Origin of the sequence: Roseateles sp. So40a (assembly GCF_048081605.1) — a bacterium.
Classification (GTDB): Bacteria; Pseudomonadota; Gammaproteobacteria; order Burkholderiales; family Burkholderiaceae_C; genus Roseateles.
The window spans coordinates 577,680-599,571 of the sequence record NZ_CP182288.1 but is presented as its reverse complement, the minus strand read 5'-3'; the positions used below and the strand labels follow the sequence as shown (position 1 = coordinate 599,571).

The 21,892-nt window shown below is 69.2% G+C and carries 22 protein-coding genes and 1 pseudogene; 16 read left to right on the top strand and 7 right to left on the bottom strand.

What is annotated here, in order from left to right:
• Positions 1-7 precede the first annotated feature (7 nt).
• The 8 genes from ACNI65_RS02795 (at position 8) to ACNI65_RS02760 (ending at position 11,355) form a co-directional block, all read left to right on the top strand.
• On the top strand, positions 8-1,081 hold the full coding sequence (locus ACNI65_RS02795) for a FecCD family ABC transporter permease (RefSeq protein ID WP_416761045.1): 1,074 nt from the start codon (positions 8-10) through the stop codon (positions 1,079-1,081).
• Entirely contained in the window at positions 1,081-1,869 is a 789-nt protein-coding gene (locus ACNI65_RS02790) for an ATP-binding cassette domain-containing protein (RefSeq protein ID WP_416761044.1), read from the top strand. Before ACNI65_RS02795 ends, ACNI65_RS02790 begins: the two co-directional genes overlap by 1 nt.
• A complete protein-coding gene (locus ACNI65_RS02785; protein ID WP_416761043.1) occupies positions 1,866-2,615 on the top strand; it encodes a TonB family protein in 750 nt (249 codons plus the stop codon). Before ACNI65_RS02790 ends, ACNI65_RS02785 begins: the two co-directional genes overlap by 4 nt.
• A 13-nt stretch (positions 2,616-2,628) precedes the next feature.
• Positions 2,629-3,927, top strand: coding sequence for a DUF2325 domain-containing protein (locus ACNI65_RS02780; protein ID WP_416761042.1), 1,299 nt, complete (start codon positions 2,629-2,631; stop codon positions 3,925-3,927).
• 226 nt (positions 3,928-4,153) lie between these two features.
• The gene (locus tag ACNI65_RS02775; RefSeq protein WP_416761041.1) at positions 4,154-5,515 is read left to right on the top strand and encodes a surface lipoprotein assembly modifier; all 1,362 of its coding nucleotides are present in this window, start codon (positions 4,154-4,156) and stop codon (positions 5,513-5,515) included.
• Positions 5,512-7,473 (top strand): FecR family protein, encoded by a 1,962-nt coding sequence (locus ACNI65_RS02770; RefSeq protein WP_416761039.1) that lies wholly within the window; start codon positions 5,512-5,514, stop codon positions 7,471-7,473. Before ACNI65_RS02775 ends, ACNI65_RS02770 begins: the two co-directional genes overlap by 4 nt.
• Positions 7,470-9,233: an HD-GYP domain-containing protein gene (locus tag ACNI65_RS02765; RefSeq protein ID WP_416761038.1), complete on the top strand. Its 1,764-nt coding sequence runs from the start codon at positions 7,470-7,472 to the stop codon at positions 9,231-9,233. The genes ACNI65_RS02770 and ACNI65_RS02765 overlap by 4 nt, the downstream gene beginning before the upstream one ends.
• Positions 9,226-11,355, top strand: coding sequence for a CHASE2 domain-containing protein (locus ACNI65_RS02760; RefSeq protein WP_416761037.1), 2,130 nt, complete (start codon positions 9,226-9,228; stop codon positions 11,353-11,355). Before ACNI65_RS02765 ends, ACNI65_RS02760 begins: the two co-directional genes overlap by 8 nt.
• Before the next feature lie 12 nt (positions 11,356-11,367).
• Here the strand turns inward: ACNI65_RS02760 and ACNI65_RS02755 are convergent, their stop codons facing one another.
• The 3 genes from ACNI65_RS02755 to ACNI65_RS02745 form a co-directional block, all read right to left on the bottom strand.
• On the bottom strand, positions 11,368-12,321 hold the full coding sequence (locus tag ACNI65_RS02755; protein WP_416761036.1) for a fasciclin domain-containing protein: 954 nt from the start codon (positions 12,319-12,321) through the stop codon (positions 11,368-11,370).
• Between the two features lie 333 nt (positions 12,322-12,654).
• Positions 12,655-12,945 carry a hypothetical protein gene (locus ACNI65_RS02750; RefSeq protein ID WP_416761035.1) on the bottom strand — a complete coding sequence of 97 codons (291 nt, stop codon included), beginning with the start codon at positions 12,943-12,945 and terminating at the stop codon, positions 12,655-12,657.
• A 144-nt stretch (positions 12,946-13,089) separates the two neighbouring features.
• Positions 13,090-13,779: a hypothetical protein gene (locus ACNI65_RS02745; protein WP_416761034.1), complete on the bottom strand. Its 690-nt coding sequence runs from the start codon at positions 13,777-13,779 to the stop codon at positions 13,090-13,092.
• A gap of 62 nt (positions 13,780-13,841) precedes the next feature.
• On the opposite strand from ACNI65_RS02745, the gene ACNI65_RS02740 reads away from it, so the two are divergent.
• Positions 13,842-14,309 (top strand): hypothetical protein, encoded by a 468-nt coding sequence (locus ACNI65_RS02740; RefSeq protein WP_416761033.1) that lies wholly within the window; start codon positions 13,842-13,844, stop codon positions 14,307-14,309.
• Positions 14,306-14,803, top strand: a complete 498-nt coding sequence (locus ACNI65_RS02735) for a hypothetical protein (RefSeq protein WP_416761032.1) — start codon at positions 14,306-14,308, stop codon at positions 14,801-14,803. The genes ACNI65_RS02740 and ACNI65_RS02735 overlap by 4 nt, the downstream gene beginning before the upstream one ends.
• Positions 14,804-14,830: 27 nt before the next feature.
• Here the strand turns inward: ACNI65_RS02735 and ACNI65_RS02730 are convergent, their stop codons facing one another.
• The 3 genes from ACNI65_RS02730 to ACNI65_RS02720 form a co-directional block, all read right to left on the bottom strand.
• A complete protein-coding gene (locus tag ACNI65_RS02730; protein WP_416761030.1) occupies positions 14,831-15,046 on the bottom strand; it encodes a putative motility protein in 216 nt (71 codons plus the stop codon).
• A 78-nt stretch (positions 15,047-15,124) separates the two neighbouring features.
• Entirely contained in the window at positions 15,125-15,577 is a 453-nt protein-coding gene (locus ACNI65_RS02725) for a hypothetical protein (RefSeq protein ID WP_416761029.1), read from the bottom strand.
• A gap of 7 nt (positions 15,578-15,584) precedes the next feature.
• The gene (locus ACNI65_RS02720; protein WP_416761027.1) at positions 15,585-16,304 is read right to left on the bottom strand and encodes a hypothetical protein; all 720 of its coding nucleotides are present in this window, start codon (positions 16,302-16,304) and stop codon (positions 15,585-15,587) included.
• Positions 16,305-16,447: 143 nt separating this feature from the next.
• Here ACNI65_RS02720 and ACNI65_RS02715 point away from each other — a divergent pair, with 143 nt between their 5' ends.
• The 3 genes from ACNI65_RS02715 (at position 16,448) to ACNI65_RS02705 (ending at position 18,925) form a co-directional block, all read left to right on the top strand.
• Positions 16,448-17,101 carry an AraC family transcriptional regulator gene (locus tag ACNI65_RS02715; RefSeq protein ID WP_416761025.1) on the top strand — a complete coding sequence of 218 codons (654 nt, stop codon included), beginning with the start codon at positions 16,448-16,450 and terminating at the stop codon, positions 17,099-17,101.
• A 44-nt stretch (positions 17,102-17,145) separates the two neighbouring features.
• Positions 17,146-18,312: a hypothetical protein gene (locus tag ACNI65_RS02710; protein ID WP_416761024.1), complete on the top strand. Its 1,167-nt coding sequence runs from the start codon at positions 17,146-17,148 to the stop codon at positions 18,310-18,312.
• Between the two features lie 97 nt (positions 18,313-18,409).
• Complete coding sequence (locus ACNI65_RS02705) at positions 18,410-18,925, top strand: GNAT family N-acetyltransferase (protein ID WP_416761023.1); 516 nt, start codon at positions 18,410-18,412, stop codon at positions 18,923-18,925.
• Between the two features lie 40 nt (positions 18,926-18,965).
• On the opposite strand, the gene ACNI65_RS02700 is transcribed toward ACNI65_RS02705, so the two are convergent.
• A complete protein-coding gene (locus ACNI65_RS02700) occupies positions 18,966-19,451 on the bottom strand; it encodes a hypothetical protein (RefSeq protein WP_416761021.1) in 486 nt (161 codons plus the stop codon).
• Positions 19,452-19,559: 108 nt separating this feature from the next.
• Here ACNI65_RS02700 and ACNI65_RS02695 point away from each other — a divergent pair, with 108 nt between their 5' ends.
• From ACNI65_RS02695 to ACNI65_RS02685, 3 genes and pseudogenes are all read left to right on the top strand, one after another.
• Positions 19,560-19,685, top strand: coding sequence for a hypothetical protein (locus ACNI65_RS02695; protein WP_416761020.1), 126 nt, complete (start codon positions 19,560-19,562; stop codon positions 19,683-19,685).
• A 115-nt stretch (positions 19,686-19,800) separates the two neighbouring features.
• Entirely contained in the window at positions 19,801-20,043 is a 243-nt protein-coding gene (locus tag ACNI65_RS02690) for a hypothetical protein (RefSeq protein WP_416761019.1), read from the top strand.
• Positions 20,036-21,814, top strand: a pseudogene (locus ACNI65_RS02685) (AAA family ATPase); the annotation flags it as partial. The gene ACNI65_RS02690 and the pseudogene ACNI65_RS02685, both read left to right, overlap by 8 nt.
• Positions 21,815-21,892 lie beyond the last annotated feature (78 nt).

Below are 21,892 nucleotides of genomic sequence, written 5' to 3'. Positions count from 1 at the left end.
CGACGCGATGAGCACGGTCGGATCCGCCCTGCCCTCGACGGTGGCCGGCACGCGCGCGCCTCGCGCGTGGTCGCGCTCGACGCTGCTGGTCATCGCGCTCGTGTTGACCGTGGTGGTCGCGGTGCAGTTCGGCGCGGTGCCGATCGCAGCGGCGGACTGGCTCAACGGTCCGTGGAACGACGCACCCAAGACTGGCGGCGCGCATGTGCTGTGGCAGTTGCGGCTGCCGCGTCTCGGACTGACGCTGGCGGTCGGCGCGGCGCTGGGACTGGCCGGCGCGCTGAGCCAAGCCCTGTTCCGCAACCCGATGGCCGAGCCTAGCCTGCTGGGCGTGACCAGCGGCGCGGCCGCCGCCGTGGCGCTGACACTGACGGTCTTCGCCGGCGTGCAGGTCGCGCTGCCCGCCGAAGCCCGCCTGTGGCTGCTGCCGGTCGTCGGATTCGCGGGCGCGCTGGCGGTGTGCTTCTCGCTGGACCGCCTGTCGCGCTGGCTGGCGCCGGGCTCGATCGCGGCGCTGCTGCTGTGCGGGCTGGCGCTGCAGGCAATGACCTTCGCGGTCGTCGGGCTGTGCAGCTTCATCGCCAATGACGAGCAGCTGCGCGCGATCAACTTCTGGACGCTGGGCTCGCTGGCCGGCGCCAACTGGCCCATGGCCGCCGTGATGGGCGGCGCGCTGCTGGTGCTGGGCACGCTCGCGCTGCGCGTGGCGCCGCGCCTGAACGCGCTGGCGCTGGGCGAGGCCGCCGCGGCGCACGTGGGCATCGACGTCGAGCGCCTGCGCTGGCAGTGCATCGCGATGGTGGCGCTGCTGTCGTCGCTGGCGGTCGCGTGGTGCGGCAGCATCGGCTTCATCGGCCTGATGGCGCCGCACCTGGCGCGTCAGCTCGTGGGTGCGGATCAACGCCGGGTGCTGCCGCACGCGATGCTCGCGGGCGCGTTGCTGCTGGTCGTCGCCGACACCTTCGCGCGCACGCTCGCGGTGCCGGCGGAGATCCCCGTCGGCGTGTTCAGCGCGCTGATCGGCGCGCCGTGGTTCCTCGTCCTGCTGCGCGGCGCGGTGCGCCGCATGGGGAGCGCGTGATGGCCTCGCTGCTGACGCTGCAGGACGTGCGCGTGACGCTGGGCGCGTCGACCATCGGCCCGGTGACGCTGCGCGTCGATCCGGGCGAGCGCATCGCCATCCTCGGCCCGAGCGGCGCGGGCAAGTCCACGTTGCTGCGCCTGATCGCCCGGGAGCTCCGGCCCGCCGCCGGTCATCTGTCCTTTGAAGGCCGTGCGCTGCCGGCCTGGTCGAGCGCCGAGCTCGCCCAGCGCCGCGCGGTGCTGCCGCAGCAGCACGGCGTCGCGTTCGGGCTGCCGGTCGAGCTGGTCGTGGCGCTGGGACGCGTGGCGCGTCCCGACGACGGTCAGCAGCACCTGATCGTGCGCGAAGCGCTGATGCAGGCGCAGGCCGAGCACCTGCAGGGCCGGCGCTTCGACACGCTGTCCGGTGGCGAGCAGGCGCGCGTGCAGCTCGCGCGCGTGTTCGCGCAGGCCTGGGACGCGCGTGACGGGCTGCTGCTGGTGGACGAGCCGGTGGCCGCGCTGGATCCGGGGCTGAGCGTCTCGCTGATGGCGGCGATGTCGGACTTCGCCGAGCGCCGTGGCCATGCGCTGGTCGCGGTGCTGCATGACCTCAATCTCGCGCTGAATCATTTCGACCGCCTGTGGCTGTTGAAGTCGGGGCGGCTGCTGGCGGACTGCGACGCGCTGCCGGCCACGCTGCCGCTGTTGGAGCAGCTCTACGACACGCGGCTGCGCCTGCTGCGCGACGAGCACGGGCTGGCGATCCTGCCGATGGTCGCCGGTGCGGTGGGAGCGCGCGCATGAACAGCGCCACGCTTCAACCGTTGGGCGGCACACGGCGCTGGAGCGGCTGGGCCGTGGTGGCCGCGATCCACGCAGTGATGCTCCTGGCCCTGGCCAGCGCGTTCGCACCGACGCGGCCGGCCGGGCCCGCGCCCTTGTTGATCAGCGCGCGGCTCGTGCCGGCCGCCAAGCTGCCCTCGACGGCCCCGGCGCCGCTGGAGATCGCCCTGCCGCGCTCGGCGACGCTCGTCCCGCCGGTGGCCGACATCCCGCCACCGGTCGTCGAGATCGCCGTGACGCCGCCCGTTGCCGTGGCCACGACGCCGCTGCGCTTCGATCCGCCGGCGGCCGCGGCGGTCGATGCGACGAATGCCGGCGCGCGGCCGATGACGGTCGCCGCGGTGGTCGCGACCTCGCCCGCCCCCGTGCTCGCACCGCCGCCGATGCCGTCCGCCTTGGAGACACCGGCCGCCTTGCCCGCCGATCACCGGCTGTGCAGCGAGCGCCAGACCGCGCGCCATTACCCCGCGATGCTGCGCGAGCGCGGCATCCAGGGCCTGGTGCGGCTGCGCGTGAAGGTCGATGCCGACGGGCGCGCGGCAGAGGTCGTCGTGTCCGGCGGCAGCGGCTGGCGGCTGCTGGACGAAGCGGCGCGCCGCGTCGCGGAATCCTGCCCCTACATCCCGGCCCGGCGCGGCGATCAGCGCCTGGTGAGCTGGGTCGAGTACCCGGTGCGCTTCGCGCTCCAGCCGTCCACCCTGCAGTAAGGAGTTCTCCTCCATGTGCGACAAGCCCTCCTCCACTTCGCTGTTGAGCCTGCTGGCGCGCCAGGACGGCGCGTCCGACGAGACGCCGGTACCGCGCGGTTCGCGGCGTCGCCGGCTGTGGGAGCTGCCCTCCCAGGCCCTGTGCCCGGTGATCGGCGTGTGCCTGCCCATGCCGGTGTTGCGCCGCAAGCTGGGCAAGGTGCTGGGCGGTCAGACGCTGAGCAACGATTACGAGATGCACTGCGGCGCGATCAACGAGTGCGCGCGCCGCGGGCCGGTGTCGGAGCTCTTGCAGAAGGAGCTGGACCAGCGCTTCGCGATCGCGTTGCGGCAGTCCTCGCAGCACAAGACGGCGGAGGCGCTGACGCGGTGGTGGAACGCCGCGCAGCAGGGCAATGACGTGGGCGGCGCATTGTGGGGCGCGTTGACGCACGCGCGCTGCGACGCGGCCCTGCAGGAGCAGATCCTGCGCGACATCCACATGCTGCAGCACCAGGTGGGCGCGGCCAACCGCGCGGACCTGCAGCGGCTGGACGAGCTGCAGGACGAGAACGCGGTGCTCGGCCGCGAGCTGGCGCAGGCGCAGTCGCGCAGCACGCGGCTGCTGGCGGAGCGGGCGCGCGAGCTGGAGTTGTCGCAGGCGGAATGCCTGCGGCTGCGCGGCGAGCTGATGGCTCGCGACACGCTGGCGGCGGGCCTGCGCGACGAGCTGCAGCAGCTCGAGGAGAGCGTGCCCGGGCTGCGTCATCGGCATGAGCAGGCCCGGCATCTGCAGACGCAACAGGAGCGCATCCATCAGCTGGAGCGTGCGTTGTTGTCGGCACGCCAGCAGGCGGAGCGCGAGCAACGTCGCTCGGACGATCTGCAGCAGGCGCTGAGCCAGGCGGAGCGGCAGCTCGATCAGCAGCAGGCGCAGTTCGCGCAGGGCGCGGAAGCGGCCTCAGGCACGGAGACGATGCCGTCGCTCGATGAGCGCTCGGTGTTGTGCGTGGGCGGGCGGCCGGCGGTGGTGCCGATCTATCGGCAGCTGATCGAGCGCACTGGCGGTCGCTTCCTGCATCACGACGGCGGCGAGGAGGACGCGGTGTCCAAGCTCGATGCGAGCCTCGCCGCGGCGGACCTGGTGATCTGCCAGACGGGGTGCATCAGCCACGACGCGTATTGGCGCGTGAAAGACCATTGCAAGCGGCACAACAAGCAATGCGTGTTCGTGGACAAGCCGAGTGCGAGTGGGCTGCGACGGGCGCTTGGCGGGCTGGGCGAGGCCTCGCCCCGCGCCCCCGTCCATGCGCCGGGCATCACCGACACCTGAGCGTGATCCGACGCTGAGCCTGTATTCGTTCGAATGCCGAATGTGCGCTGGCGCACTTATCGCCACCTGGATGCGAATTGCTTTTATTGGCTGATGAAACCCCTTCCCGCTCACGCGCAGGAAGTCACGGGGAGGTTTGAACGCGCTCTTCAATCCGAGGAAGGGCCGCCGATGATGAGGAGTTGCGATGGGTCCAACGTAGACCCCGCCATTCCAAGAGGCGACCTTGAATTTCGGACTCCCCACAATCAAACGCGACGCTCGTCGCTGGACCGCCTGTTGGCGGGCCGTGGCGCTCGCGGTGTCGGTCGCTTGCGGCGCGGCCGCGGTGCACGCGCAGGATGCGTTGCTCGACCAGGCGTCCTCGCTGCTGGCCCGTCGCGATGCGGCGTCCGCCTACGCGCTGCTGTCGCCGGCTGAAGCCACGCGTGCGGGGGATCCCCGGTTCGATTACCTGCTGGGCATTGCCGCGCTCGACGCGGGTCATGTGACGCGGGCCATCTTCGCGCTCGAGCGCGTCGTCGAGGCGCGCCCCGATGACCGACTCGCACGCGCCGAGCTGGGTCGCGCCTACCTGGCGGCCGGGGAGACCGACCGCGCCCGCGAGCAACTGGCCATCGCCCGCGGCGGCGACGCGCCGCCCGAAGCCGTGGCCGCGATCGATCGCGTGCTCGGCATCATGGAACAGGTCGTGCCACGCCGTGCCGCCCGTTTCTCCGGCTATCTCGAGCTGGGCGCGGGCTACGACAGCAACGTCAACAGCGCGACCAATCAAGGCGAGTTCGCCATCCCCGCGTTCGGCGGGATCTTCTTCCAGACCACGCCCGAGAGCCGCCGACAGCACGCGTGGGTCGGCAGCGCCGCCGCGGGTGCGATCGCGGAGCTGCCCTTGTCGGCCGAGTGGCGCCTGATCGGCGCCGCCAACCTGCGCCGTGCCGTGAATCGCGACGTGCATGAGATGGATACCGTGCTCGTCGATGCGACCGCGGGTCTGCGACACACCGCCGGTGCGCACAGCCAGACCCTCGCGCTGCAGACGGGCACCGCCTGGGTGGGCTCGCGGCGCTATCGCGAGGCCAGCGGCGTCACCGCGCAGTGGCAGACCCAGTTCAGCGAGCAGCTGATGGCCAGCGCCTTCGGCCAGTGGTCCCGCCAGGACTTCCCCTCGGAGGTCGGCCGCGACAACGACCGGTCCGTGGGCGGTGTCGGGCTGGCGCGCCAATTCGGCGCGGCGACGCTTGTCTACGGCAGCGCCTACGTCGCGCGCGAGCGCACCACGGCGGACTTCGCCTCCTTCGGGCATCGCGGACGCGGGATCCGCGTCGGCGTCGAGCGCAGCCTCTCCGGCGGCCTCGTGCTCCTCGGCGAGGCGCAACTCGAGGATCGCCGCTACGGCGGCGAGGAGCCCTTCTTCGACACCGTCCGGCGCGACCGGCAGAAGGACGCGTCGGTCGGCCTGCGTCGCCGCCTCGACGATCGTTGGGAGCTCACCGGCCAGCTGCGCTACACGCGGGCCGCGTCCAACGTCGTGCTCTACGACTACGTGCGCAACACCCTGCAGGTCACCCTTCACAGGAACTTCCCATGACCCACGACCCTCGCCGTTCCCTGCACGGAGGCGCCGGCGGCGCTGACAGCGCAGGCAAGACCTCCGGGCCCGGCTTGCGCCACCTGGTGGCCATGGCGGCGCTGTGCGCCGTGTCGGGCCTCGCCTGGGCGACGCCGTCGGCCACGGTGCTGTTCTCCAGCGGCGAAGTCCGCGCGGTCTCCGCCAAGGGGGAGACTCGCGAGCTCAAGACCGGTGCGCAGATCGAGTCCGGCGAGACCGTGCAGACCGGCAAGGGCCGTGTGCAGCTGCGCATGGTCGACGGCGCGCTGATGGCGCTCAGCGAGCAGACCACCCTGCGCATCGACGACTACCGCGTGGCGACGTCGCCGGGCGGCGAGGAGCGCGGCTTCATGAGCCTGGTACGCGGCGCGCTGCGGACCATCAGCGGCCGCATCGGCCATCCGCGCGAGGAGGACTACCGGCTCGACACCCCGTCCGGCACCATCGGCATCCGCGGGACCGAGTACACGGCCGCGGTGGGTGGTCGAGGCGAACTCGAGGTCGGCGTGATCGGTGGCCGCGTGGCGGTATGCAATGACGGCGGTTGCGTCGATGTGCCCAAGGGCTTCACGGCCGTGACACCGAGTCGCGCCGTCAAACCCGGGGTGACGGCGAAACCGCTGGTGCTGCTGCAACCGGCCAACGCCGGCACGACGGCGACGGCGACGGCCGAGACGAGCGCCACCTCGGCGGCGGCCAACGCGCCCGCCGCCCGCGCCACCCCGACGTCGGGCGAGCACGTGTCGCAGTACCTCGTGGCGGCCTTGACGGCCCCGACGACCTCGTCGCCCGCACCCGGCGGCACCACGGACGAAGACGTGTTGCCCTCGCTGCCCGGCTCCGTCGGCGTCGGCGTCACGCCGCCCAGCGGTGGCAGCGGCGAGGACGCGCCCATCGTGTTGGCACCGGCACCAACGCCGGCACCCGCACCTGCACCCGCACCTGCACCCGCGCCTGCACCTGCACCTGCACCTGCACCTGCACCTGCACCTGCACCTGCACCTGCACCTGCACCTGCACCTGCACCCGCGCCAGCGCCAGCGCCTGCGCCTGCGCCTGCACCTGCCCCTGCGCCCGCACCAGCGCCTGCACCTGCACCTGCACCTGCGCCCGCACCAGCGCCTGCACCTGCACCTGCACCTGCGCCTGCACCCGCGCCGGGTCCTGGCCCGGCACCGACGCCGCCGGGTCCCCCTTCGCCCCCGCCCGCGCCGATCCCGCTGCCCAACGGCAACGTGACGCTCGGCGTGGTCTGGAGCACCGACAAGGGCGACGTGGCTTCCGGCCTGACCCAGGCCAAGGCCCGCTTCGATCCCCAGGGCGGCCTGATGGCGGCGGACAACCCGTCGACCGACAAGCCGATGTTCGAGAAGGCCAAGCTCGCCGAGGTCGACTCGAACGGGGTCATCGGCTGGGGCCGCTGGGTCGATGGCGAGAGCAAGGTCAAGGGCACTTCCAACGGCAAGGGCGTGGGCAATGGCCACGTGGCGACGCTGCATTACTTCGCGATCGCCGCGACGCCGACGGGCCCCGTGAACGGCAGCTTCTCCTCGTTCGCGTCCACCGCGCCGACGGTGCAGTCCGACGGCAAGCTCGTCGCCACCGGCACGGTCAACGGCGCCAGCGGCACGTTCAATGCGTCGCTGCAGCTTCAGCTCGGTGGCAAGGCGTCGTACTCGCTCACGGTGCCGGTCGCCGGCCAGACCTTCTCGCTGGTGGGTGTGGCCACGCAGACCTCCAGCTCGGGCTTCTCCGGCGTGTCGCTGATCTCCAGCACCGGCGCCGGATGCCAGGGCGGGTGCACCGGCAGCCTGGGCAACAACATCTCCGTGATCGGCCAGATCGCCGGCGCCTCGGGCACCCAGGCCGGCGTGCTCTATGGCTTCGACAGCCGCATCGGCAACGTCTCGGGCGTGATCATCTTCAAGCGACCATGACCTTCCCCGATCTCCACCGTCCGGCCCGCCCGGCCGACGCGGTCCGGCTCAAGGGCCTGATCGAGACCTGCATCATGATGTCCATGAGCCGGGACCGGCCGGCGCTGCTGCAGCAGTTGCTCGGCGAAGGCCGCCGCCTGCTCAACTGCGACGGCGCGACGATGTACATGGTGACGGAGCAGCAGACGCTGCGCTTCGAGCTTCGCACCCGCAGCGATCCGCTGCCCTCGCAGCAGATCCCGCTCTACAACGAGCACACCGGGCGCCCCAATGAGAACTTCGTGTCCGTGTACACGGTGTTGCACAACCGCGCGGTGCTCATCGACGACGTGTATGCCGAGTCGCGCTTCGACCTCACCGGCACGCGCGCGTTCGATGTCGCCACGGGCTACCGCACCGTGTCCATGCTGACCGTGCCGATCGCGCCGCGCGGTGGCGCGCCCGTGGGCGTGCTCCAGTTCATGAACGCGCTGGATCCGCGCACCGGCGCCATCGTGCCCTTCGATCCCGACTCGGTGGCGCTCGTGGAGGCGATCGCCGCGCAGGCCGCGGTCGCGCTCGACAATCTGTCGCTGGTGGAATCGCAGAAGGAGCTGATGGGCAGCCTGATCCGCGTGCTGGCCAATGCCATCGACGCGAAGAGCCCCTACACCGGCCGCCACTGCGAGCGCGTGCCGGAGCTCGCGATGATGCTCGCGCGAGCCGCGAGCGACGCCACCGACGGGCCGCTCCGGCACTTCGCCTTCCGCTCGGAGGAAGAGTGGGAGGAGTTCCGCATCGGCGCCTGGCTGCACGACTGCGGCAAGGTGACCACGCCCGAGTACGTGATCGACAAGGCCACCAAGCTCGAGACCATCCACAACCGGATCCACGAAGTGCGGATGCGCTTCGAGGTCCTGCGCCGCGATCTGGAGATCGCCGCGCTGAAGGCGCAGCTGGACGGCAACTGGACACCCGAGGCCCAGGCCGCGCATGCGGCCGAGCTGGCCCGGCTGGATGCCGATTTCGCCTTCGTGGCCAAGAGCAACGTCGGCACCGAGGCGATGGACGACGAGGCGGTCGAGCGCCTGCATCGCATCGGCGCGCGCCGCTGGATGCGTCACTTCGACGATCGGCTCGGGCTCTCTGCGGCCGAACTCGCGAGCCGCGCCGAGGAGCCCATGGACGCGCTGCCCTGCAGCGAACCCTTGCTGTCGGACCGGCCGCGAGACATCGTGCGGCGCGCGCCGCAGGACCGCCCCGATCCGGCCTTCGGATTCAAGATGGACGTGCCCGAGCACCTCTACCACCGCGGCGAGCTGCACAACCTGGGCGTGCGCAGCGGCACGCTGACGCGCGAGGAGCGCTACAAGATCAACGAGCACATGGTCCACACGATCACGATGCTCGAGCAGATGCCCTTCCCGCGGCATCTGCGCCGCGTGCCGGAATATGCGGGCACGCACCATGAGCGCATGGACGGCAAGGGCTACCCGCGCCAGCTGGGCCCGGATCGCCTGTCCGTGCCGAGCCGCATCATGGCGGTCGCCGACATCTTCGAGGCCCTGACCGCGTCGGACCGTCCGTACAAGAAGCCCAAGAAGCTGTCCGAGGCCCTGGCGGTGCTGCAGCGCATGGCAGGGCCGCACGTGGATCCGGACATCTTCAATCTGTTCCTCGCCTCGGGCGTCTATCTGGACTTCGCGCGCAAGCACCTGGATCCGTCCCAGATCGACGTGGACGACGCCTCGCCGTACTTCGCCACCGGCGCCCATGGCTGATCCTGCCGCGCGGATGTCGCGCTGGGCCTGGGGCGTGCCGATCGGCGCGCTGATCGCCGCGCTGATCCTGATCGCGCTGGCTCCGGTGCCGCTGCGCGCGGCGCGTCATGCCGTGTTCGACCAGTTCCAGCGCTGGCATCCCCGGCCTTACCAGGCTCCGCCGGTCCGCATCGTCGACATCGACGAGGAAAGCCTGCGCCGCGTCGGTCAGTGGCCGTGGTCGCGCGAGCAGGTGGCGCGGCTGCTGGAAGCGACCCGGCGGCTCGATCCCGCCTCGATATCGCTGGACATCATGTTTCCCGAGCGCGAGGGGCAGGACCGCGCACGCCAGGGTGGCGAGTCGAGTGCCGATCCGGACCGGGCGCTTGCCCAGGAGCTGCAGCGAGGACCGGTTGTCCTCGGCTTCGCGCTGACCGGGCCGCGGCGCGGTACCGGCTCGACGGATGGCGGCGCGGACGAGGACCTGCTGATCAAGGCCGGCTTCCTCACGGCGGGCGGCGATCCGGCCCGCTCGATCCCGGCGTTCTCTCGCAGCGTGGGCAACCTGCCGGACCTCCAGGCCGCCGCGAGAGGACAAGGGGCCATGACCTTCATGGCTGACGTGGACGGGATCGTCCGCCAGGTGCCGCTGATGTTCAGCCTGCGCGGCCGCCCGGTGCCCTCGCTGACGGCGGAGGCGCTGCGCGTGGCTGACGGGGCCGGCCGCTACGTCGTGCGGACTGACGAGGGCGATGGTGGCGTCATCGATGTGCGCATCGGCAAGCGGCTGATCGACACCGATCGTGGCGCGTCGGTGTGGGTGCATTACGCGCGGCCGCAGCCCGAGCGCTATCTGCCGGCCTGGCAGGTGCTCGAGGGCCGCGTCGCGCCGGGCGCGCTGCACGGGCATCTCGTGCTGATCGGCACGTCGGCCCAAGGCCTGCTGGACCTGCGCTTCAGTCCGCTGGGCGGGGTCATTCCCGGCGTCGAGGTGCACGCACAGGCGCTGGAGCAGATCCTGTCGGATCAACAGCTGGCGAGGCCGGGATGGGCCCCGGCGGCGGAGTGGCTGGTCGCGCTGATCGGCGGGATCGCCGTGGCGATCGTCGCGATGAAGGCACGCGCGGGGCGATCGGGCGCTGCTGTCGTGCTGTTGGCCGGCGTCGTGGGTCTCACGGCGTGGATGTGTTTCCGGTTCGAGCGGCTGCTGATCGATCCGATCGCGCCGTGGCTCGCGATGGCGATGGTGTTCGCGCCGACGACGATGCTGCGCCATCGCTGGGCGGAGCGGCGCCAGCGGTGGATGCGGGCGACCTTCTCTCGTTATGTGTCGCCCAACCTGATCGACTTCCTGGTGGCGCATCCGGAGGCGCTGGAGCTGGGCGGCCGGCGGCAGCGATGCAGCTTCGTGTTCACGGACCTGCAAGGCTTCACGACGCGCATGGAGTCGATGGATCCCACGGTCGCGGTGACGGTGCTGAACACCTACCTCGACGGGATGGTCGCCATTGCGTTCAGGCACGATGGGACGCTGGATCGCATCGTCGGGGACGCGATGGCGATCATGTTCTCGGCACCGGTGCCGCAGGCCGACCATGAAGCCCGCGCGCTGCGCTGCGCGCTGGAGATGCAGGCCTTCGCGCGATCGCATCATGAGGCGCTGCTGCGCCAGGGCATCCCGTTCTGCGACACGCGCATCGGCGTGCACAGCGGCGAGGTGACCGTGGGCAACTTCGGCGGCGCGACGCTCTTCGACTATCGGGCACTGGGTGATCCGGTCAACACGGCGGCCCGATTGGAAGGGGCCAACAAGTACCTCGGGACTTCGGTGTGCGTGTCGGAGGAAACGCTCAAGGGCTGCCCTGAGGCGGTGACGAGGCCGATCGGTCGATTGCGGCTCGCGGGCCGCTCGACCTACCTGACGGTGCATGAGCCGCTGTCGGCGGACGCGGTGACCACTGCCGCTGATGTCGATGCCGAGTACGCGCGGGCCTACGCGCTGATGCGCGATGGCGAGGATGGTGCGTTCGAGGCCTTCGAGGCGCTCGCCGCGCGGCGGCCCGAGGACAAGCTGGTGGCGATGCACGTCGCGCGGCTGCACGCCGGCAGCCGCGACGACGCGATCGAGTTGTCCGCCAAGTAGCGCGCCGGGCGCTTACAGCGGGTTGGGGATCAGCACCTTGTCGATCACATGGATGACGCCGTTGCTGGCCCGGACGTCGACGGCGACGATCTTGGCCTTCGTGCTGGTGGAGTCGGTGATCGTCGGCGGCGTGCCGGTGTTGATCACCAGAGACTGACCCAGGACCGTCGTCACCGGGGTGCCGAACGGGATGTTGGCCGACAGCACCTGGCTGCCGAGCACGTGATAGGTCAGCACGTTGGTGAGCTGCTGCGTGGTCAGGCTGTTGACGGTGGAGCTGATCGCGGCGAAGGCGTCATGGGTCGGCGCGAACACGGTGAAGGGGCCCGCGCCGCTGAGCGTTGTCTGGAGGTTGGCCTTGACCACGGCGGCGACCAGCGAATCGAAGACCGGATTGACCTGCGCCATCTGCACGATGGTCAGCAGGCCGGGCGGGACCAGCACCTTGTCGACGACGTGGATGACGCCGTTGCTGGCCTGCACGTCAGCCGTGGTGACACGGGCGGTCGTCAAGGCCGCATCCTGGATGGAGACGCCTCCGGAGAAGCTGAGGGTCAAGGCGGCGGAAGCGCCGTTGAACTGGTAAAGCGTGGCTTGCGTCGAGCCCCCGGCGCTCAGGTCGGCGGCGGACTTGCGGGTCGACAGCACGTGGTACTGGAGGATGCTGGCCAGAGTGGACGCCGGGAGTGCCGCGACCATCGCATCGGCGCTGGCGAATCCGAGTTGGGTGGCCAGTTTCGCGAAGGCGTCGTTGGTCGGCGCGAAGACGGTCAAGGAAGCGGAGCTGTCCGCCAGCGTCGTGGCCAGGCCGGCTTTCGTGGCGGCGGCGGTCAGCGCGGTGAAGCCGCCGCTTTGAGCGGCCTGGGCGAGCGTGGGCAAAGGCGCGGGATCGTCGTCGCCGCCACAGGCGGTGAGCACGGTGGACGCGGCCGCCGCCGCGAGGATCCATTTGAAGAGACGAAACATCGTGATCTCCTGTTTGTTTGGATGGCGGCCCCGGGCCGACAGCGCCGGGACGCGTGTGTCATACGCGGCCAACCGGCGGCTGGATCAGCGCCGCGCAGCTCGTTACGCTGCGTGCGGAAGCGCACATGCCGATGAACAGGGCGATCTGGCTCCGCAGGTGTGGAGGGCCCCTATCCCTCACCCTACCCTCTCCCGCAAGCGGGCGAGGGACTTTGCAAAGCGCCAACCGATCGCCCTCGCCCGCGGAGCGGGAGAGGGGGCAACACCCAGCGCCGACTGGCCAGTGCCCGGTCGGCGTTTTCGTTTCAGCAATGGGCGTGCATCGTGTCGCGATCAGTCTGCGTCGTGGCTCGATGTGGACGCGCTTCGGTCATCCTGGAGAAACGTCGCACGATGCAAATCGTCGTTGGCAGGGTCGGCATGCTCATCGGCAACGATGCGCCGCCAGAGGCCGCCCTTTGCCATGGACCAGCCGAAGGCGATCAACAAGGCGCCCAGAAGTCCCATGACTGCGGGCCCCATGGCCCGCGACATCAGGAAGCCGTCACGACCAAAGGTCGTCAACGCTGCGACGAGCAGCAGGACTCCCAACGCGAGAACGATGGCCCGTAGCGAGGATTGCATGCCCGCATGCTCTCACGAAGATGGCGACGAAGCTGCTGCCACTCTCGGGCGTTTTGCGTAGGCAGCTGACCACGCTTGAAGCGATTCCCCTAGCGTGTCGTTCCTGCAGGCGTCCGCGACGATCAGGATGTGATGGCGCTTGTCTCAAGGATTGAACCATTCCGCCGCGACTAGCCTCAGCGGCTCCTGCCCCGCCTCGTCGAGACTCACCGTGAAGCGCGCCGAGCCGCATTCCACCGTGACTTCTGTCGGCTCAAGCTGTCGTCCGAAGAAGCAGCCCTCCTCCAAGGTGTCCTTCATGGGGATACGCCCGATGGGGTAGGCCTCGAAGAACTCCTGGGTCGCCAGCCATCGGACCACATCCACGCCTCGCTGAGGATGCACGCCATCCGGCACCACCACGACCGTTCCCATCGCAGTCGACACCAGGAGCTCCCGATAAGCGGCATCGCATATCCACCGTCGACCGTGGCGCTCGCAGTCCACGTGGTAACGGGCTGGCATCCCCTTGAAGTCGCTGTCCGGCTGGCAGCTGACACGCGCCCTCAGCAGATCAGGCGGCCCATCGGATGACCACCGCCAAGTCCTTATGGCGCTTGCGCCCACGGAGAAGCTGCTCTTGCACGCGGCGTGCTCCAGCTGTCGACGCACCGCCGCGGAGACGGGCACCGACTCCGACGGGGGAATGAACGCCAACGCCGCTTGAGGCAGGTGCCAGGCGGCGAGCAGCAGCGCGAGGCTGCGCATCAGCCAAGCGGTCCGAATCGGTGATTCGTTGCCTGAGACGAACGGGGCTCGGGCGCACCAGCGCAAGGCAGCAGACATGAAACTCATGGCCGGCATGCTAGCCGCGCCACTTCACATTCACCTCACCCGCAGCTCCGAGACTCCGCGAGATGCACGCAAAGCCCGACCCTCGCTTCCCTGCCCTCGCACACGGCCGGCGGCTCCTGTCCACGACGTTGGAATGGCTCGGGCATGCCATGGCGCTGTGCTTCTGGCTCGGCGTGGCCGCGATGCTGGTGCTACGGATGTTCTTCGGCCCGATGACCCCCTCCGACCTCGACACCGTCAGCGACTCGCCCAGCGCTCGATATCGCCTCGCCGTGACCCATTTCGACCCCGGCGCCATGGGCACCGCGCTCCAGTCATTCCGGCTCCGACAGGGCCTCGACGGACGCCAGGTGGCGCTCCTCGAGCTGAAGGCCTCGCCGGCCGTCGCCGCCATCGTCCCGGACTGGCGCGATGACACCGTCACCTTGAGCGGCATTCCCGCTTCCTCGCTGCGACGCATCACGCGCGGTGGCGATCCGGCCGCAAGCCCGGTGCTGCGCTTCGTGGACGAAAGCCGAGAGCAGCCATGAAGCCTTGGACGCGCCTCCTCCACTTCGCCCGGCGGAAACCTGAGGACTTCGCCGCCCATCTGTTTCGATGGACCGGCATCGTGGGATTCCTCTGGTTCGTCGGCCCATGGCCCTTCCAGCTCGCAGCGGCGGAGTTCCAGGATCGCGGCTGCACCTTCACCGTCGCGCAGCGCCTCGTCCTGCCCCACCCCCATCGAGCGGTGGAAGCGCAGATCCATCGATGCCCGAGCGCGACGCTTATGCGACCGCAGTTGCGATGGGAAGCCTGGGCCGTCTCGACCGAGCCCGGCAAGGAAGGACGCCGATTGCTGATCTCGCTCGCCTACGACGAGGCGGCACCGCCGAGACTGCGCCAAGGTGACGCATCGACGGCGGTGATCGATCGCTTCAGGATTGCTGACGTGCTCGACTGGCAGCAGGGCCGCGGCGAGGGCTATGTCCCCACCGACTTCCTCTTCCTGGATGACCTCGGCGTCGAGCGCCGCCTGCCCTGACCGGCCGGCGGCGATCAGCCCTCGCCGTCAGGCGTAGGTGTTGAGGTTGCGCCCGAGGTTGCCCTCGGTGGCCAAGGCCGGCGCCTGGGGCAAGGCGGCGAGCAGCGCGGCGGCGCCGGACTGCTGGACGTCGAGCGCCTTGCGCAGCACCAGCAGGCTGGCCGCATCCCCGACGGAGCCGGAGGTGGCGTTGGACGCGCTGCTGACCGCAGCGGAGACGCTGGCTGAGTTGGCGATGTTCATGCAACCAATATCGGCCATTCATCGGCACAACTGAAGGGGAGGACGTGAAACCACGACTGCGACGGGGTGAACGCAACTTCAGTGGCAGGTCCCGCTACGCCATGACTCCATGGGTACGAGGCGTCGCGCTGGCCCCTCTCCAGCCAAGCAGAAGCGGACCGAGTACCCACGCGTCGGATCCGACTTGTCGGAGGGCCGCACATTGAGAAAGACCGAGTAGACCTTGCCGTTCTGCAGGGGCACCTGGGGTGCCGACTTCGCTGCCGGCGGGGTGTTTCCGTAGGCGTAGCAGCTCGCGCCGGATTGAGGCACCGCCGGATCGGTGTCAAACATCACCCACCACACCGTGGCCATCGGCTGCGTCGATGTATCCGACACGGCAATCGCCTGCAAGCGCGCTGCGGGATCCCGCTCCACATCCTTGGCCGAAAGATAGAAGCATGGTTGGCCGTCCTTCAACTGGACTTCGGCGTCACCCATACGCGAGGTCGCCGAGCATGCGGCGGAAGAGAGGCCGAGGATCAGGGCCAACAGACGGTCAGGGGAGATTCGCATGATCGGAAGGATTCTTGAGAAAGCCATCGAGCACCTCTTCGAAGAGAGCCAAGTCGTTGGCATGCTTCTTCCCGGCCATGAATGTCGGAGCCTGCAAGTGCTTCAGAACGAAGTAGTCCGCGAGCAGATTACCCTGGGCCTCCATGTTGTAGTCGCCAAGCTTTCGACCCGACTTCAACTCGTACTCATAGCTCAGCCCAAGACGAATTGCCCCGCGAAGCATGACCCAATAGCCGAGATGTCGCTGCCAGACGTGGACCATCTCGTGCATGAACCACCATTGCTGATCCACGGTGTCCTTGGAGAAATCCTCCTTGAACTTGCGGGGATTGAAATAGAGCTCTCCATTGGGCGTCATCGCGCAATCGTCCGGCTGAAGCCCGAACGGCAGGAACTCCTCTCGATGCACCCAAACTTTCGAGTACTCGATCGCGTCCTTGAACAAGGTCCGGCACAGTGCAATTTCTCCTGAGGTCAGCGGCCTCTTGCCATCCACCGGAGTGCCCGCTGTCGGAGGAGGAGGAACAATCGCCTGCGGCAGCAAGGAGAGATCGGACGGTTCAACGCGCTGAAGGATTTGCGTCGGACTCTCCCATCGATCGAGTCCAGACAACAGCGAGATCCCAGGCTCCAGGGCATCTGTCGCAAATGTCGACTGGCGGGTATCGGTCCCGAGCGGACCCGGCATGACGGCGCGAACCATGAGGCTTTCGATCGATGGGGGATATTCCGGTTCGTCAGTCTAGCCAGCAGCCCGCCCGCCCACACACGACCTTCGTCACCTGCTCCTATCGCCGAAGCACGATCTCATGGACGATGTCGGCTGGTTGAATGCTGAACAGCCCCATGCCAAGCTCGATCACCCGCCACCCCGCCTTCCAGCACATGCCCCGCCATCGCCATGCCGATGGCTACGTGGCGCTGGTGCTCGCCGGGGGATATGTCGAGGCCGGAGATCGGGGACGTCTGCGCGTGGGCGCGGGGCACGCCGTCTTCCACGCGGCGCATGAATCCCATCAGAACGAGTTCCTCGGCGTCGGCGCCCAAGTGCTGAACCTGCCGATCACCGGCCCCGCGTTGGTCGAATCCATGGGCGTCGTCGCCGATCCGGATGCCATCGTCCGTCTCGCCGAACACGATCCATCGCAGGCCGCCGAGCTGCTGCGTCAAACCTTCCGCCCAGCCCCCACTCGCCTCAACGACTGGCCGGACCTTCTCGCCGAAGCCCTCGCCGCCGACCCCGACCTCGCGTTGGCCGAGTGGGCCGATGCCATGGGCATCGCGCCGCAGTCGATCAGCCGCGGCTTCCGCCGCGCCTACGGCACCAGCCCCAAGCGTTATCGCCTCGAGCAACGCGCCCTCCTCGCGCTGCGTCGTCTGCCCCACTGGCAGGGCTCGATCGCGACGCTCGCCGCCGACACCGGGTTCGCCGATCAGGCCCATCTCACGCGCGCCATCGTCGCGTTGACCGGCCATCCACCGAGCCGGCTGCCGCGTTAACTGCGTTCAAGCCCTCTCCGCCTCGCCCGTCCTAGCATCGGGCCATGCAACGACGCTCCTTCCTGGCCGGGCCGCTTGTCGCGTGGATGGCCGCCACGCTCCCCGCCGCGCCGCTCGTCGCGATGGCCGCGCCCGCCAAGGTCAACAAGACCCGATGGCGCGTGCGCGCGTCCGAGGGCTTCGATGCGATCGCTTTCCTCGGGCCGCTTTCGGGCACGAAGATGTACCTCGACTTCTACGGCGAGGAGGACGCCGCCTTCGCGCCGCGCATGGACGCCACGGCCTACGCCGACATCGGGCGACTCTGGAATGAGGCGACGAAGGACGGCTTCGGCCTACTCGGCCCCAACCTGCAGGTGCTGTTCTCGGCCAACGGCATCGAAGCGTCGCTCGACACGCTCATCACCGCGCTGAAGGCGCGCCAGACCGCGATCCTGCCGAGCTATCGCGCCAGCATCTACTGGAGCGAGTCGGACTGGGCCTGGTTCGATCGCGCGGCACCGCGACTGGAGACGATCTTCGACGCGATGCGCAAGGCCGGCTTCGCCGCCTTCCGTCGAGAACGCATCGGGGCGGACCTGGACCGCCGCATCGCGGAGGTCAGCCGGGCGCTGTCCACCTTCGATGTGATCTCCTGGCAGGAGAAGCTCACCGGACGCCGCTTCGATCCCGAGATCCAGATCGTGCTGCTGCAGTTCTCCAAGCCGCACGGCATCAAGGTGCAGGGCCAGACCTTCCTGCAAGCCGCGGACTACGACACCGCGACCACGGTGCGCATCGCCGCGCACGAGATGCTGCATCCGCCCGTGGCGATGGAGGGTCCGGCGGCGACTGCCGCGCTGGCTGCGCTCGGCCGGGATCCGCTCATCACGAAGATCGTCCGCGAGCACGACCCGCAATGGGGCTACACGACGCTGGAAGGCATGCTGAACGAGGACCTGGTGCAGGCGCTCGATCAGCTGATCAGCGAGGCGCTGGGCGTGGCCCGCAATCCCGCCGACCGCTGGCGCAAGTCCGACGACGGCATGCATGTGATCGCGGCGGGGTTGTACGGCCTGCTGCGCCAGGACCGCTGGATCGACACGGGTGGATCGATCGAGGACTGGCTCGCACGCGCGGTCAAGGACGGTCGACTCTCGCCGACTGCGTTCCATCCCGTCGCGGCGCGCGTGCTGGAGCGGCCGGTCGATGCGTTGTGGCCGGTGAAGTAGCCGCGCCTCGGGACTGGAGCGGCGCAGATAAAAGGTCGAAGGTCACGCATCCTTGCGGCTAAGCTGCTCCGCTCTCGTCACAAGCCGACATCGCCAATTGCACACGGAACGCCTGCACATCACCCCGCTCGTCGACGCCGACGTCGACGCGCTCGCCGAGCTGCTCTGGGACGAGCGCGTCTACGCGTACATCGGCGGGCTGCCCGCCAGTGCCGATCTGATCGCACTGGGACTGCGACGCGCGCTCGCCGGTCCACCGCTCGATCGTCCGCCACAGCAATGGTTGAACTACGGCATGCGGCTGCGCGAGGACGACTCCCTCATCGGCCGGCTCGAAGCAACCGTGCACGAAAACGGCATCGCTGAGGTCGCTTATCTGCTCGCACCACGCTTCTGGGGTCACGGCTACGCCCGCGAGGGGCTGCTCTGGCTGCATGAGGAACTCACACGCCTGCGCCCAGATGTGCGCTGCTGGGCGACCACGCTGCCCGCCAACGAGCGCAGCAGTCAGCTGCTGCTGGCCTGCGGCTACGAGCGCGTCGATCCCTCGGCCGCGCCCGCGCTCGACACCTACGACGACGGGGATTGGGTCTTCCGCTTCGTGACGCGCTGATCAGCGATCCAAGGCGCCAGTCGGCGGACCCATCCGGTCCTCACGGCTTCCCGAACCCGCCCTCGATCCACGCGGCGGCGCTCGTCTCGCTCAGGCGATAGCTCGCCTGCACGCGCGCCTGCGCGATCTGCTCGCCCATGTCGTTCTGCGCGGTCAAGGTCGCGTATGGGTTGTCGTCGTCGGGGACGATGTCCAGCATCACCTTGACCCGACCCTCCGCCGTGTCCACGGACACATGCTTGTGCAGCTTCGCGTGCAGCTGCTGCTCATGCCGGCGCAGCACCTCGGACGCCGTCTTCACCAGCGTGTGGAAGGCCGCTGCGTCCAGCGGCTTGGGGTTCTTCTTGTCGCGGCCCATCGTCCACGGGCCCACCAGAGCCGGCTCGGACTCGCCCTTGAGCGTCATCGCCACGGCCCAGCCCTCGTCGTCCTCGTTCTTGATCACCTGTGCCGTCCAGCGCTCGTCGCGCCACAGACGCGGCTCCTGGATGATCGTCTCTTCGTCGTCAGAAAAATTCGTGCTCATGCCGATGAAGGTATCACGCGCGCGCCCCCTCCCCGCTCGCAGCGCGGACCTCTCATCGATCCGCGCGACGTTGGCGCGACGTTGGCGATACACAACGCCTCCCCCCACATGACGACTGGCACGCGCGCCGACAAACACGCATCATCCGCCCCCATTGCTGAAGGCGCCAACGACAGCGCCCGCATGACGGAGATCCCAGATATGTCCTCCCTGTTCACCTCGACCATCGACTGAACACGGTTCCCGAGCCCCGGCTGAACCGTGTCTGTTCCCAGATACGGCCTCAGACCGCGCGGCATGCAAAGCCCCGCCGCCATTGAGCCGGGGCTTTTGCTTTTCGGAAACCGCCATGAGTGCACAACTCCGTTCCCGCGCCCTCCAGGAGGGGCGGGTCAAGGCCCTGCGCCGCATGAAACAGCCCATGACGCTGGTGCTCGAGACGAGCCCCGGCGCGCGCGACCCCGTGGCGCGCGCGCTCGCCCAGCGTGGACTGCGAGGCGCCGGCCAACACATCCAGAGCCGCGGCGCCCAACGCCGCGCCGACCGCGTGGCGCTCCAGGCGCTGCTGCGACGAGAGGATTGGGATGAATGAATCCACCGACCTGCGCGCGCGCCTGACGCAACGCCACGCGCATCTGCAAGCGATCGCCGCGCAGCTCAAGACCGAGCTCTTCGGCATCGACACCATCATCGACCGCGTCATCGATGCCGTGCGCGCGTGGTACGTGCTGCCCGAGCTCGTCTCGCGGCCCGTCATCGTCTGCCTGTGGGGCCTGACCGGTACCGGCAAGACGCAACTCGTGCGCCGGCTCGCGCAGCTGCTGGGCTTCTACGACCGCTTCGTCGAAGTGCAGATGGACGGCTTCTCCAACGGCGCGCGCCGCGGCGCGCAGAACATCTCCGGCCTGCTCTCCCAGTCCAGCGTGCGCGAGGGCGAACCGGCCATCCTCGTGCTCGACGAGTTCCAGCGCTTCCGCACGATCGACACCAAGCGCAACGACGTGCGCGTCGATCGCTTCCAGGACCTCTGGGCGCTGCTCTCCGACGGCCGACTGCCGCCGTCGCTCTCGCTGCTCGGTGACATCGAGGCGTCCATCGCCGATGCGGCCTTCGACGCCGAACGCGCCGATGAGGACGATGCCAAGCTGCATTTCAAGCTGCGGCCCTGGGAGGCGCGCGAGCTGCAGCGCAACCTCAAGCTCGACGAACCGCTGATCGAGATCATGGCCTGGACCCCCGATCAGATCCAGGACCGGCTGCGCGCGTTCCGCGAGAGCGGGCTGGCGCAATGGGAGACCGACTACACGCGGCTGCTGGTCTTCGTCTGCGGCAATCTTGATGAGCTCTACGAGGACCTCGCCACCAGCGTCCACGACTGCGACAGCGACGCCGACACCTTCCACGCGGTGACGAGCAAGCTCAGCGTGATCGACGTGAAGCAGGCGCTCAATCGCCGCTTCAAGCCGGAGCAGGTCGCGCGCCTGGGCAACGAGCATGTGATCTACCCGTCGCTGCCGCGTCGCGCGTACGAGCAGGTGATCGCGCAGGGATGCCATCGCTATGTGCAGGAGACGCAGACCCGCTGCGACCTGCGCTTCGAGCTGCTCGACAGCGTGCGCGCGCAGATCTACGCCAACGCGGTGTTCCCCGCGCAGGGCACGCGGCCGCTGTTCTCCTCGCTGCATGCGATCCTCGGCGCGGGCCTGGCCAAGGCCGCGTTGTGGGCGCTGGAACAAGGCGCGGCCGTCGGCGACACCGTGGTGGTCGGTGCGGACACGCGTCATCTGATCGCGCAGTGGGATGAACGCACCGCCGTCATCGCCGCGCCCTTCGAGATCAGCCGCCTGCGACAGCGCACCAACGACGACTTCCGCGCGCTGCTCTCGGTGCACGAAGCGGGGCATGGCCTGGTGCATGCGCTGCTGTTCGGTCGCGCGCCGCAGGAGATCAAGATCCATGTGGCGAGCTTCGAGGGCGGCTACAACGCCTACACCTCGCGCAAGGTCTGGTCGCGGCGCAACCTGCTGGACTCGATCTGCACGAGCCTGGCGGGCCGCGCGGCGGAGCTGCTGGTCTTCGGGCCAGAGATGAGTTCCAGCGGCGCGGAGAGCGACCTGCGCAAGGCCACCGAGACGGCCGCGCGGGTGTGGCGCCATCTCGGCCTGGGCACGCGCATCGCTCGCAGCGACGTGTCGGTCGACAGCGACGACAACGTCTGCACCGACGTCGACGCCAGCAACGCGCCGATCGAGGCGCTGCTGCAGGCCGAGCATGCGCGGGCGAGCGAGCTCATCGAGACGCATCGCGACGCGCTGCTCGCGCTGGTCGACGAGCTGATGGCGCATGGGCAGGTCACGCCCGAGCGCTTCGCCGAAGTGACGTCACTGCGTCTGGACGTCGCGGAGGACGTGCTCGATCCGTATGCGGCGCGGCTGGCGGCG